The 13,362-nt window shown below is 44.0% G+C and carries 12 protein-coding genes and 1 pseudogene; 5 read left to right on the forward strand and 8 right to left on the reverse strand.

The genetic code is table 11. The annotated features are described in order from the left end of the window. Positions 1 to 70: 70 nt before the first annotated feature. The 6 genes and pseudogenes from HMPREF0670_RS02935 to HMPREF0670_RS02960 form a co-directional block, all read right to left on the reverse strand. Positions 71 to 1,075, reverse strand: a complete 1,005-nt coding sequence (locus HMPREF0670_RS02935) for a nucleotidyl transferase AbiEii/AbiGii toxin family protein (protein ID WP_044077645.1) — start codon at positions 1,073 to 1,075, stop codon at positions 71 to 73. After that, positions 1,060 to 1,767, reverse strand: a complete 708-nt coding sequence (locus HMPREF0670_RS02940) for a DUF6088 family protein (RefSeq protein WP_044077646.1) — start codon at positions 1,765 to 1,767, stop codon at positions 1,060 to 1,062. Before HMPREF0670_RS02940 ends, HMPREF0670_RS02935 begins: the two co-directional genes overlap by 16 nt. Positions 1,768 to 1,857: 90 nt before the next feature. Beyond that, positions 1,858 to 2,166 (reverse strand): helix-turn-helix domain-containing protein, encoded by a 309-nt coding sequence (locus HMPREF0670_RS02945; protein WP_009229671.1) that lies wholly within the window; start codon positions 2,164 to 2,166, stop codon positions 1,858 to 1,860. After that, a pseudogene (locus tag HMPREF0670_RS16175) lies at positions 2,154 to 4,217 on the reverse strand (AAA family ATPase). The gene HMPREF0670_RS02945 and the pseudogene HMPREF0670_RS16175 overlap by 13 nt, the downstream one beginning before the upstream one ends. Continuing rightward, entirely contained in the window at positions 4,214 to 4,612 is a 399-nt protein-coding gene (locus HMPREF0670_RS02955) for a hypothetical protein (RefSeq protein ID WP_008450566.1), read from the reverse strand. The pseudogene HMPREF0670_RS16175 and the gene HMPREF0670_RS02955 overlap by 4 nt, the downstream one beginning before the upstream one ends. 51 nt (positions 4,613 to 4,663) lie before the next feature. Then, entirely contained in the window at positions 4,664 to 5,080 is a 417-nt protein-coding gene (locus HMPREF0670_RS02960) for a hypothetical protein (RefSeq protein WP_009229673.1), read from the reverse strand. A gap of 1,726 nt (positions 5,081 to 6,806) precedes the next feature. Here HMPREF0670_RS02960 and HMPREF0670_RS02965 point away from each other — a divergent pair. Further along, on the forward strand, positions 6,807 to 7,667 hold the full coding sequence (locus tag HMPREF0670_RS02965) for a FimB/Mfa2 family fimbrial subunit (protein ID WP_009229675.1): 861 nt from the start codon (positions 6,807 to 6,809) through the stop codon (positions 7,665 to 7,667). A 118-nt stretch (positions 7,668 to 7,785) separates the two neighbouring features. On the opposite strand, the gene HMPREF0670_RS02970 is transcribed toward HMPREF0670_RS02965, so the two are convergent. After that, a complete protein-coding gene (locus tag HMPREF0670_RS02970) occupies positions 7,786 to 8,550 on the reverse strand; it encodes an acyl-[acyl-carrier-protein] thioesterase (protein ID WP_009229676.1) in 765 nt (254 codons plus the stop codon). A 401-nt stretch (positions 8,551 to 8,951) separates the two neighbouring features. Beyond that, on the reverse strand, positions 8,952 to 10,103 hold the full coding sequence (locus HMPREF0670_RS02975) for an OmpA family protein (RefSeq protein WP_009229677.1): 1,152 nt from the start codon (positions 10,101 to 10,103) through the stop codon (positions 8,952 to 8,954). Between the two features lie 217 nt (positions 10,104 to 10,320). Here HMPREF0670_RS02975 and cobU point away from each other — a divergent pair, with 217 nt between their 5' ends. The 4 genes from cobU to cobC all read left to right on the forward strand — a co-directional run bounded on the left by cobU (position 10,321) and on the right by cobC (position 13,301). After that, positions 10,321 to 10,848: a bifunctional adenosylcobinamide kinase/adenosylcobinamide-phosphate guanylyltransferase gene (gene cobU, locus HMPREF0670_RS02980; protein WP_009229678.1), complete on the forward strand. Its 528-nt coding sequence runs from the start codon at positions 10,321 to 10,323 to the stop codon at positions 10,846 to 10,848. Positions 10,849 to 10,914: 66 nt separating this feature from the next. After that, positions 10,915 to 11,961 (forward strand): nicotinate-nucleotide--dimethylbenzimidazole phosphoribosyltransferase, encoded by a 1,047-nt coding sequence (gene cobT / locus HMPREF0670_RS02985; RefSeq protein ID WP_044077647.1) that lies wholly within the window; start codon positions 10,915 to 10,917, stop codon positions 11,959 to 11,961. Then, entirely contained in the window at positions 11,936 to 12,754 is an 819-nt protein-coding gene (locus tag HMPREF0670_RS02990) for an adenosylcobinamide-GDP ribazoletransferase (protein ID WP_009229680.1), read from the forward strand. The genes cobT and HMPREF0670_RS02990 overlap by 26 nt, the downstream gene beginning before the upstream one ends. 16 nt (positions 12,755 to 12,770) lie before the next feature. Beyond that, on the forward strand, positions 12,771 to 13,301 hold the full coding sequence (cobC, locus tag HMPREF0670_RS02995) for an alpha-ribazole phosphatase (RefSeq protein WP_009229681.1): 531 nt from the start codon (positions 12,771 to 12,773) through the stop codon (positions 13,299 to 13,301). The last annotated feature ends 61 nt before the right edge of the window (positions 13,302 to 13,362 follow it).

A 13,362-nucleotide genomic window follows, 5' to 3' on the forward strand; every position in this document is an offset into this window, starting at 1 on the left:
TCTAACTTTTGGGGCTTTTCTGTAAAACAAAAGAGATTTTCTTTATGAATATTCGTTCTTTCCTAAATGTTTAATTCTCTTGCCGTCCTAAATCAATATTTTCTATCGAGTGGAGAATCTTGGTGAAAGAGGATTTTATATTGTCTGGTGATGGTATCTTACGGTATGCGATTTTAGATAAATTCTCAATATATTTCGGTGTCAGAGAACTCCATATATTTTCAAAGTCTTTTATCAAGGGAGATTGATTTAGGTTGTCCAAAAGCTTCCAGCCTCTTGGCTCATCAAAGGCTTGCTGATCGTGTTTTATCAGTGTTATCAAATCTGACACAAACGCATCGCTGGAAATATAATTTTGTAATTGTTCTATGCTTAGGAGTGCATCCAAATCATAGAAGTGACGTACTTTGGATGTCAATGATGCCAATGGAGTGTCGCTCATTGAAAAACGAATAAGCGATACGACTTTCTCGCATAAAGTTTGTCTGAGTGACAACACATTTAACTCAAAGGGTGTAAGATTATACTGTTCTATAAAGGAACTCATTCCCTTCTTTCTTAGAAATGTAGTTACAAACGGCTCAATTATTCGTATTTCATGGGGAAATGGATTGGCAAATGCACTGATTTCCACTATAATTCTTGCTGGTACAGGGTTGGATAATTCATCTAATCCTACTTGAGTATCGTAGAGAAAAGCTTGTTTTCTATATTTTGATCCTTTGGAAATATCGCTGAAACCTAAATCCCCTTTCAAATTAGCTGTAACTTCTTTCATGAGGTGCGAAAGTAGCATTTTTACTTGATTACCACTCATGTGTTCGCTTATGACAGCAAAATCTACATCCTCGGAAAATCTGTTTATCAGTTGATAAGCCTTAGACAAGGATGTACCACCTTTGAATACTATCTGTTCGGTATAACTACTTTCAGAAAGAGCACGAAGTATGGACGAGATGTAGTAATCCTTCTCTACCAGTTGGATAGGGATGGTGAGTTCCTCAGAAGCGGCATGAAGCAGGTCTCTGAAATTTTCTTTTTCCAAATGCAGTTGTTTGGCTATTGTATGTTCCATTGTTTTTTTGCGAGTGATGGTGAAAGTCCAATCCTAAATTGCGTTAGCGGACTAAGCGATTGATATAATTTATCTGTCAATGATTTGTCAGAAAGCATCGAACCCAGCAGGGCACGAGTTAAAGGAGAGTATTTCATCGAAAGTTCCACTATCCGCTCCTGTTCTTTTTTAGAATAGGCATTTATTAAATTCTTCAAACGAGAATAGGATTGGTCAACAGTCGTATCGGGTATCTTTTTTATCCATTTAAGGCAATCCAACAGGCGTAGCATATCAATAACCTCCTTGTTTATCTCATTCTTTTGTATTACAAACCGAACTGCATACATACCTCGTTTTCTATTTCGACGAGGGAAGTTTGTCCCAATTTCGAGGGTGGTAGATTGCTGTGTGGTAAGTCCCAATAAGTTGAAGGCGTAGAATCCTGTCAGATAACCTATAGGGCGGTTATCTTTGTATAATAAATCCCGAAATCTTTCTTCCATAGTAGGTCCGACTTCTCCGAAAGGTGTTATTTTAGGTTTATAGTAGAGACCCGGACTAAGCCGCTCTATTTCTCCTTTTTCCACAAGTCTTCGTAAAGTCATCACTGCTGCTTGATGCTCGGTGTGCAAAAGCCCTAAGTCTTCTAACTTAAAGACTTTTCCCATTTCAAATTCTGATATTTTCTTCTTAATACCCTTGCTTGTCATACAATTCAATCTTTGTGCAAAGATACACATTTTGTTATGTAAACGCAAGCATTTACATAACAAAATATATATTCATATCGTGAAAGATGATTACCATTCATCACGCTTGCGTAGCATTTCGTCTATCTCTTCACGAAGAAAAAGAAGTCTTCCGTTAGCTTTAAGATATGGTATTTTGTGAGCCCATACCCAGTTGTAGATGGTTTTTTGCTCCACTTTGAGAATTTTCGATACGTCGATGATGTCAAGATACTCCGGTTTAAGAGGCGGATGGGTAGTTGTATCAACAGACTGCTCTTTCAGTATAAGCAGTTGATCGAGCTTATTCTCGACAGTTTTCAATCTGTCAAACAATCGCTTGCACCAATCCTTTTCTGAAGTATGTTCTATGTATGGCATAATTCTCCTTTTTGATAGTTACCACTTGTGTCTTGCGACAAGATACGCTGCTCCTTCATATAGGCAATGTACTTCTTTGCCGTTCGGTCCTTGATTTCCATTTCTCGCATCAACACGTCGCATAACTCTTGATATGATAACTTTAGTTTGGCACGGAATGCAGACTTTACAACAGCCAACAGCTCATCGGTCTTGCGTCTCTCTTTATCCTCCTTCGACTTTTCCCCACGATAAATGTGCATATCGGCTTTCTTATCCCAGCCAAAGAGCATCATCGGCACATCTAGCGGACTGCCGTCACGCACTTTCAGAGCCTTGACGACTGAGTATTCAGGATTGTCATCCTTCTCAATGGAGAGAATGCCGGCTGCCTTACGTTGCAGCTCCGAGCCTATATGCCCTCTGAGTTTAATGCCGTTAGGTACAAAATGTAGGACACAAATAATGCAAGTATTATAAATCCCTGCCAATCGATAGAGTTCGTCCACGATGGCTATACTCTCCGTTTCGTCGTTGGCGGAGCGTATCAGGTCTGCTATACCGTCAATGACCACAAGATGAATTCCACTGTGTTTGTGATGAAACAAGTCCATACTCTCACGAATGATTTTCAGTCTGTCCTTGCGAGATAGTGATGCCAAATAGAGAGAATGATAAAACTCAGGCACGGACTTGATACCAGCCCTGCGAAGCGTCTTCTCCAAGTTCTTATAGAGTTGTGCCTCGGACTGTTCCGTATCATAGTGAAGTACGGCCAAGCCTTTGGGGTTGGCGGTTACCTCCAATCCCAAGGTTTGCTCTGCCTGTAATCTTTCTGAACCAAGTGTGCCGGCAAGGATAGCAGCAATATAGTTACTCTTTCCTGTTCCTTCTCCACCTGTGATACAAAACAGATTGTCCTGCGTTCCAAGCGGAACACCATTTACTGCCACCACCGACTTTGAAGCGTCTGGCGGATTATCGTAGTCTATCTCACAAGATTGCAATATCATCATCGTCTGTGCATACATATTGGTGAACATATCATTAAGAAGCACTTTCAAGTCCTTTGCTTCATTGCCCAAGGCAAAGAAGTCCGATATATCCTTCTCCGACTTACCCCCCTGCAATGGCAAGGTCAGACTCAAGACCTTATATTGGGCAAGCTCATCCGTTTACCGTTTGGCTTCCCTTATGCCAGTCTCATCGGAGTCGTACAATATAATAATGTGTCTAAAGCGGAGCTGTAACCCTTCGATGATATTCTCAGGAATCTGTGCCGTCTCACTGTTGAAACAGATGGCGTTGAAACCATGAGCCGAAAGTGAAAGCACGTCTTTCTCCCCACCTGTGATGAAAACAACATCCCCTTTGCTGGGCAGCTGCTGGAAGCCAAAGACATAGTCGTTCACTTTCTCACCCCCATAAAGAAAGCGCAGCTTACTCTTAGGGCGATAGACTTTTACAAACTTCCCCATACTGTATGCAAACATCGGATCTTCATGTGTTGAACCAAGTGTAAACGGCTTACCCTGATTGGAGACAGACTCATAGCGAGCAAGCGACTTTACATGAAAACGTTGCAGAGTCTTAGTATCAATACCATATTGCTCCCAATAGTCTAGTTCTTTGACATTGAAAGATTGCTCAATTAGCTTGTACCACTTTTTACCTTCCATCTTCTTGAGCTGGTTAGGTGGTTGTACTAAGGTTGGTTTGCAAGGCTTCATCATCATTGTGTGGGGATTACTATGTTCTTTCCTTTCAATGCAAATATTCAGCTGCAAGTCCCGATTTATGGTTTCAAGCACCTTAACAAAGTCTTTCCTCACGTCCAGTCCGAGCATTGTGGCTGCAAACCAAAAGCAGTCGCCGGAGTAGGCATCGTTGCCAAAGTCCTTCATTCGGTAGCAGCCGGACTTGTTGTCGAGATAGATATTGCACGATGCACGCCTGTCGTCATACAAAGGATTTCGGAAATTGCGCTTTGGCACAAAGTCGATGGGCATATAGAAGCAGAACACATCCAGTCCTTTGTTGGTTCGGCTCAGTATTTCTTCTTTGATGTTCATAGCTCCTCAAATAAAGTTTGACCATCACCCATATATCCTTTAAGGACACCATCCTTGTAGGCGTTGAGCCGTTGTAGGGCTTCCACTCGTCTGAAACCCTTGAATGAGGCACGTCCGCTCTTGACGGCGACGTAAAGTCCCTTGAACGGATAAGCAACGTGGTTGCATGATATATACCTGAACGGGATTGCGTTGGTGTCCCTCCATCGGGCAAGGGATGCCCGCGAAATGCCCAAGAGTCTGATGACGTCGGAGGAACTGAGTTCCATCTTATCCTCCAAAACGGAATAGTCGCGTCTCATTTCCACGATAAAGCCGGCTATTCGCTCCATGTCGTTCCTTAGTGAGCGTAACTCTGCAATTACCGTCTTTTGTAAATTGTCTTCTTCTGTCATATGCCACTTCTCTTTTCAGTTTAGGATTGAATTGTTGCTCTCCGTGGATTATCATCCGTCTGGAAATTCAGAGTCCTTCCCCAATTGGTGCAATAACAGCATAAGATGCTGCTTAAATCTTCTACTGTCCAGCTTGCACAGCCGATTGAGAATAACGATGAGATCTTCCTGCTCCATTGTGGAGAAGCGAAGGCTTTTATGGGGCGTGGTTGCAATCATGGAATCGATCATTCCCTTTGGGAGATGTATCAGCAGCACGTCCATATCGAAGGCTGCGGCACATCTTGCATAAGTGTTGATACGAAGGTCGGTCTGCATCTTGCAGTGTTTCATAAAGTTGGAATATTCCATGTCGGCATAGTCTGCCCTTAGCTTGCAGTTTTTGCAGGCGGAAAGCATGATTTCAAGCGTCGGAAGTACAACGTAGTATTTTGCATTCCTTCCAGAGTTTTGTTTCTTTGTCTTCATATGTATCCGTCTTTTTGTTAGAAATAATGCTGCAAAGTTCCTGACAAATAGGGCTTTAGAAAGAATATTAAATTGCCATTGTTGGCATTATATTGCCATTTTGCATTTTTTACATTATGCGTTATTTGTTGCCGTGTTGCCCAATGCGTAGGCGAAAATCTTGAGCCTGCCATATCAATCAATCACACCTTTGGGACTGTCAGTGCATGGTGCAAGGTCTATCTATATATATAGACTTGCACCATGCACTGAAAATTGTAGCCAAAAGATTTCTAAAACATTTTCCCACAATAATTTGGAGGATGTTCTACTTTTTTGTACTTTTGAACCCAAGAAATGCAAGTGCGCATTTCGGGTAGCAGTATCTGCGTGTACTCTCAAAATACTCTGTTGTGGCTACAATATGGCTACAATTAAAAAGGATAAAAAAATAAAAGACTATGATACAAGGAGTTGCAGCGGAATGGTCATTTTCCCCTCTCTCCGCTAATAAGGGTGTAAATCAGCTGTTTATTGGTTTACACCCTTTATTATGTATTGAAATGAAATAGGCAAAAAAGGCATACCCGACATAGGGCATTTAACCCTCAATCGATCATTGTATATTAAACACCAATTTATGGAAACATAAATAGAGAGAACTCTATTGACTTAGTGTAGTAAAGCCAAGACAAGCACTCCTTTCATATCCGAAGTGCAAGACAAATCAACTTATTGGTTTATCAACTCACGAAAATCCAACAGCACCCAAATGAGTCAACTCATCAACTCTCCAACCCACTAACACGAAAACTTAAATTATCGTTTTTATTTTACAATATCGTTCTAATTTTCACTTCGTTCTAGCGAAAATAAAAGCTAAAAAGTAGGAAAATAGCCACTATTCATCACCTATCACACCCAACGTTTTGTCTATTTTCAAGAACAAAACCTACATTTTGTACCATTTTGCCTTTCTAGTTTGTCTGCTAGCTCGTATTTTTTCATGCCCAATTACGCACTTTTAGCCCCTAAAATGCCACTTTTCAATGGCTATTTTGCCCTTTTGCGCCAAGTTTTTAATGATTCAGAAAGGTTTTGTTTATACGATTGCAGTGAATTTTTATGCTTTTCATCTAGCATTTAGTAGCATTTTACCTTGCGTTTAGCACCAAAATGCACTTCGTTTAGCACCAAAACACACTACGTTTAGCACCAAAATGCATTGCGTTTAGCACCAAAACGCACTGCGTTTAGCATCAAAACGTACTGCTTTTAGCGGCAAAACGCCGAGAAGTTGGTGCAAATGATGCTGTTTTTAAATAAAAATTCATTTTGTCGCATTCACATGCAAACCCCGTTTTGCATCAAAACAAACCTTCACGAGAATCGATTTTTTGCGGCAAGGTGAGCAACTGATGGGCTAAAAGGGCACTTATAATGTTAAAATTGTTACTAAAAATTGGACAAAGAGAATGGTTGTGCCGTACAAACGCGTGTGGGCAACGGTATGGAAAGAACGTACGCCTATGACCGCCACTATTGGTCTACTTTCTCTTACGCAAGAAAAACAACCGCTTATCTCAAACTAGCATTGCTTGATGTTCCGTGCGAGAAAACGACGAAATTACATAACAAACCGAATGATAGTATGGGAAATGTGATTGTTTAGCAAAACATTTCATAATGACACATGGTATTCATCATTTTTTTTTACTACTTTTGTAGGTACTAAAACCTACATATCATGACAAACAACAAACGATTGGCATACGTACTTACTTACGTTTTGGCTTTGTTTCTTGTAGCGTGCGAGAAACCTGTGGTTGACAGCGAGCCTGAAAAAGAAGCGGAGACCGATGGCATAACGCTTATTTTCGAAGCCCCAACTGCTGAGCCCTACACCGAAATAGGTGAAGCTAGACCTGCTTACGCCACAAAAAATGAGGCCTTAACTCAGTTAAGCGTGAGTGTGTTTAAGGGGGGTAAGCGTGTGAAGAGCGTGCACCTGTCGGCTGAGAACGACTTATTTATGAAACCATCCTTGCGACTAGACGATGGTACATACAGCGTTGTGGCTGTGGCTCATGCAGGAATGGGACACGCAACAATCACCAATGCGCAACGAATAACTTTTTACAAGAACAAAATTACCGACACCTATGTATATTGTGGAGAGATAACCGTATCGGGTAAGTCAACCTTCACACTGTCTATGAAACGCGTAACTGCCATGTTTCAGCTGTCAGTTACCAGCACGTTGCCACAAAACGTGGCACAAGTGGAGTTCAGATACACGGGCGGAAGCAGCACGCTAGATGCCAAAGGCCTTGAAGGGTGCGTAAATTCACGACAAACAGAAACGCGCGAAGTTACAGAAATGATGAGAACCACTCCACCAACATTTGCCATCTACACCTTTCCACGCACCGACAGTGAGGGCTTGAAGATAAAAGTGAGTTTTAATGACAAGAACGGCAACACGCTATACGAGGAGAATTATGAAGAGGTACAAGTGAAACTTGGCATGAAGACATGCTATAAATGCAACCTACCCAAAGATTTTGTCGATGCCTTATCAAAAGAAGGGTGTATTGTGGAAGAGTGAGGCTCAGCCAGTACTGAAAATCATCATGAATCAGGCAGGCATAAAACTACTCACCTTATACTGAGCAGCGTTACACACACTGCCCATTACAAGATAGGTAAGCTGTATGTCGACTTGCTTATCTCTCTACCCATTTCACTGCTACGCGACAAACCTCAGCCGTATCGCCCGTTCGCGTACACTTCACAATTTGGTAAAGTTCTTCGACCTCTGTTATCTCCTCCTTATAATAATGCAGTACATCGCCAAAGTGACTTTCAGCCACGTATGCCACATCTATTCGCCCTACGCGATAGGTGCGATGCCACGTTTCTGGCTTTAAGTTGAAAAGGTGTTCGAGATACTTCACGCTGTTGATGTGCCCATTGATGTCTACATCGCTGTAATGAGTTTCGACAGAACCCTCTAAAATCGCCTGTCCGCTCAACTTAACGCGCGAAGATACGGCAATAGGACAGGCCTTTTCTTTATCAACATAATTCACGATACTGCCTTCGTTGATGGCCAAAATGTCGGCGGGCTGTCGCGTTTGCGTGTCTATCATGGCCCAAACACTACGGCCATAGCCGTAAACAGTGCCTGTTTCTGCATCGGTCATCTGAAAGTTTCGGTTGGTAAAGAAACGCATTACGCCGTCAACCCATGTTTCTACGCTCATGCGCGAGTACTCCTTTGGCAGTTCTTCTAGTTCAAGTGCCAGCCTCGATAGCACCCAGGTCTTATGGATAGTGTTTAGATAGGTCATGCCAAAGCCTCTGTCATTTGAGTGAAAGTCAGCTGCATTAAGCACATGATTACCTAAATGCCCCACAAAAAGGTGGTGCGTGAAGTCGCAATGGAATGGTTCTATTAAGAATTCGTACTTCCCTATCTTATCTAACATCATACTATGCAGTGGTTTAAACTTATAATAAATAGCATCAAACTTCTCCATATATAACATCTAGGAGTTGTGATGCGCTATGAAAGGGCTGGCGAGTGCTACTAACAAACCATCTGCCCCATTTAACGGCTACAAAGTTAACTAGAAAACATGTTACGCCCCAAGTTTGTTGACAATAAATAAGGCCTTTACACATTTATAGGAATTTTATTGGACGAAAAGCGGACGGTGAAAAACTGGGGTAAGCAAAAGAGAAAGGTTAGGTAGGTTAGGCCTATCGGTTAAAAAGACTTGCTGGACGGGTAAGAGAATTTAAATAAAAAAATACGTGCGCCCATAAAAAAGAAAGCCCCGACACTCAAAAGAATGTCGGGACCATTTTTATAACTTAGCTACGAAAATTATTCGCCCTTGCTGCTATCATTGAAAGTAGCAACACGGTTGAACGAAACTTCTTCAAACAGCGTGTCTGTTACACCCATACCCTTAGTGGTAAGGCGGCTAGCAGCAATCTTGTACCTCTTAACAAGTGCGTCCTTAACGGCTTGTGCACGAGCGTTAGAAAGCTTTTGGTTCAGTTCTGCGCTACCTTCGGGAGAAGCGTAACCGCGAATTTCAACCTTAGCTTCTGGGTGATTTCTCATGTACGAAGCGATAAGTTCCAGCGGAGCATACTGTGCAGGGTCGATAACAGCCTTACCTTGACGGAAGAGAACGGTGGGTTGCAGGTTGGTAACCGTTTCCGATTTCACGTTCTTAACGATGGTCTTGGGTTGGTTGTTGCAATCGTCCAAAGCCTTTTGGAGGTCAGAAATCTGACGATCCTTTTCAGCCAAACGACTGTCTTTGTTGCTCAGGTCACCACGAAGGCTGTTGATTTGAGCGTTCAAGCCATCAATTTCAGCTTGGTCGCGAACTTGTGCAACCGTGAAGTTGTGCGAACCGTTTGAGTTTCCAAAGCGATAAACCAAACCTCCGTTGAGTTGAACGAACGACTTGTTGATGTTGTATTCTAAACCTTCCTTGCCTTCTCCATTAAGTCTATATATGATAGCGGGCTCAACGTAGAATTGGAATTGCTTGCTAGAACCAAAGTTCAGAGCAAAGTCGATAGCAGCCTTAGAAGTAAGAGCGTTTACGTTTTTCCAATCTTGGTTGTTGAAAGTGTGCAACCAGCCAAGACCATACAAACCGATAACCTCGAACGTACGGGGCTCGCCTTTGTAGCCACCAACCCAGTTACTGAAGTTGATTGTTGCCAGAGCAGAGCTGTTGATGAAGCGAACGAACGTGCCATACGACGTTCCTGGCTTGTTAGAGAAGTAAGCGTTGCCTTCAACAGCCACACCAAATACAGGGGTAAAGTAACGGCCAATGCGCAGGCCAGCGTTAGGGTTGAGGTTTTTCAACCAGCTATGACCAGTTGTAACAGTAGAAACACCACCATTAACACCGATGTAGAAATTGTCGAAAGTCTTGCTTTCGGTTACTGTTTGCGCGGAAACAGAGGCTGCCAAAGAAACGGCAGCGAAAAGTGTAAACAACTTTTTCATTCCTGAATAATTAAATTTGACTTATTAAGTTATCTCAATCTAAACGCTTGCAAAGGAAAAGAAAAAAGCTGTAAGCACCAAATAAATTATCAAAAAATAACCATTTTATCCTCTAAATAGTCCAAAATAAGATGGGAATGGGACATAAAATGACCTTAAAAGCGAAATAAAATACACTTTTCAATGCACTCTTTCGTCTTTTTTGTAACTTCGCATCATGAAGAAAGTAATCTTAATTACGGGCGGCCAACGCTCAGGGAAAAGCCTTACTGCCGAACGCATGGCACTCAATCTCTCGCCAACACCAGTGTATATGGCCACGGCTCACGCTTGGGACGACGAGTTTAAGCAGCGTATTGCGCGACATCAAGAACGGCGCGGACCATGCTGGACCAACATCGAAGAAGAGAAAACGCTAAGCAAACACCTATTATATAATAAGGTGGTGGTGGTAGATTGCATCACCCTTTGGTGCACCAACTTCTTCTACGGCGCAAGCAACAACACGTCAACACTGCCCGATGTAGACCGAACACTTGAAGAGCTGAAGGCCGAGTTCGACAAGCTTACAGCACAAGAGGCCACTTTTATCTTCGTTACCAACGAGATAGGAAGTGGCGGAGTAAGCAACAACGCCCTACAACGCCGCTTTACCGACCTACAAGGATGGATGAACCAATATGTAGCAGCTAGGGCCGACGAGGTTTACCTGATGGTTAGCGGCATTGCGGTGAAGATAAAATAGTCACTTTGTCACCCGACACAGCGTTTTTCCAAATCTCTGTCCATTCAACGCTTTCATTTTTATGCGATGATGCACTTCAACATACCTCCCTTAATGCTAGACGACTCTCTCGTTTGGCAGAAAATAGACAACCTCAACAAACCCAAAGGTTCGCTGGGGATGCTCGAAACCCTTGCTTATAGAATATGCCGCATACAGCACACACTATCGCCCACCCTGTCGCATCCTTGCCATCTGCTCTTCGCCGCCGACCACGGCATAGAGCAAGAAGGCGTAAGCGTATCCCCAAGAGCAGTAACCTGGCAACAAATGATAAACTTTACGCATGGTGGAGGTGGGGTGAACCTCTTCTGCAAGCAACATGGTTTCGAACTAACACTTGTGGATATGGGGGTAGACCACGACCTAACGGCCCATCCAACAATACTCAACCGCAAGATAGCTAACGGCACGCGCAACTTTCTTCACGAACCAGCCATGAGCCAGCAGCAAATGCAACAAGCCCTAAACACTGGCAGCGAGCTAGCAGAAAGTTGCAAAGCCAAGGGCTGCAACGTGCTTTGTCTGGGCGAAATGGGCATTGGCAACACCTCGCCATCAAGTGTTTGGATGAGTCTTTGGGGCAACTTACCGCTTAGCAGTTGCGTTGGTAGTGGTTCAGGGCTAAATACTGAGGGCGAAAAGCACAAGCTAGCCGTACTCGAACAGGCCGTAAACCACTTCAAACGCCAACCATTGCCCCACAACGACCCTGCAACCATCATCCAATACTTTGGCGGATTCGAGATGGTGGCCGCCATCGGGGCGATGCTCCGCGCTGCCGAACAGCGCATGATAGTGCTAGTTGATGGTTTCATTATGTCTGCCAGCATGCTAGCCGCAAGCAAACTAAACCCTGCCGCACTTGATTATGCCGTCTTCGGACACTGTGGCGACGAGAGCGGACATCGCCAATTGCTGTCCTTGATGCAAGCACAACCCATCCTACAACTAGGCATGCGCCTGGGCGAAGGTACAGGGGCGTTGTGCGCTTACCCCATAATCGAAAGCTCCGTACGAATGATAAACGAAATGAACAACTTCAAAGATGCGAATATCGACAAATACTTCTAGATGGTACGACCGTCCTTGGGCGGCCTTCATCTTCTTTACCCGACTTCCTTTCTGGCGTATTCATCAGCCACCGAAAGACGCTTACGAGTCGGTTGTTGAGTTCTGGCCTCTCGCAGGGTGGTTAACAGGCGCGCTAATGGGTGCCATCATTTGGTTTGGCTCAAAGGTTTTGCCCTTCTCCATTGCCATTTTAGCGGCCATTGCTGCGCGATTGTTGGTTACGGGCGCACTGCACGAAGACGGATTAGCCGACTTCTTCGATGGTTTCGGCGGGGGAGGAAAAGACCGCAGCCGTATTCTCGCCATCATGAAAGACTCGCATATCGGCACGTTCGGCGTTCTTTCGCTCATCGTTTACTTCGCGTTGTTCTTCGAATGTATGCTTTCACTCGGCCCATTATACGCCGCACTCGTTGCATTCACGGCCGATCCGTTCTGTAAAATGGTGGCAGGACAAATCACCCAGATACTTCCTTACGCCCGAACCGAAGAGCAAGCCAAGGCTCATAACATTTATCGCAGGTTCAATCTCACGGCAGGGGTCTCGCTCATGGTGCAAGGTCTTACGCCATTCATTGGCCTTCTTTATTTCGATGCTCATTGGGGCAGCCGACTTTTAGATTGGAATTTCCTTGTAGCTGCACCCTGTCTCACCATGTTTTTCCTATACATGCTGATGCTGCGCCGCATCAAAGGCTATACGGGCGATTGCTGTGGAGCCGTGTTTTTGCTGTGCGAGTTGGCATTTCACCTAACGGCCGTAGTGTTACTCACCGCTAACTTTACCCTTTAAAATCTTTTTTTTAGATATGGAAATCATCTTTGTAAGACACACCAGCGTGGCTGTTGCCAAGGGCACATGCTATGGTTGCACCGATGTTGCGCTGTCAGAAACCTTCGAACAAGAGGCCACCCTCACCCGTAACGCCTTGTCAGCACACGCCCCTTTCGATGCGGCATACAGCTCACCACTTAGTCGAGCCACACGTCTTGCGGCCTTCTGCGGTTACGAAAGCCCCATAATCGACCCACGATTATGCGAAATGAACATGGGCGATTGGGAGATGCGACGTTTCGATGAGATAGTAGACGATAACCTTCAACGTTGGTATGCCGACTACATGAACGTGCGCACAACCAATGGGGAGGGTTTCCCCGACGTGTATTCACGCGTTTCCGACTTTCTCAATCAATTGAAAACCCAACCCCATCGCCGCGTGGTGGTGTTCGCTCATGGTGGTGTGCTGATTTGTGCAGGCATATATGCGGGAGTATTTAAGCGCGAAAACGCTTTCGAACACTTAACGCCCTTTGGCGGATTGCTAAGGATAACTATCTGAATGCCCCACTCCATCACCGCAACAGGCTGATGGAAAACCAGGAGAATAAAACCGAATAACC

The sequence above is a fragment of the Prevotella sp. oral taxon 317 str. F0108 genome (assembly GCF_000162415.1).
Classification (GTDB): Bacteria; Bacteroidota; Bacteroidia; order Bacteroidales; family Bacteroidaceae; genus Prevotella; species Prevotella conceptionensis.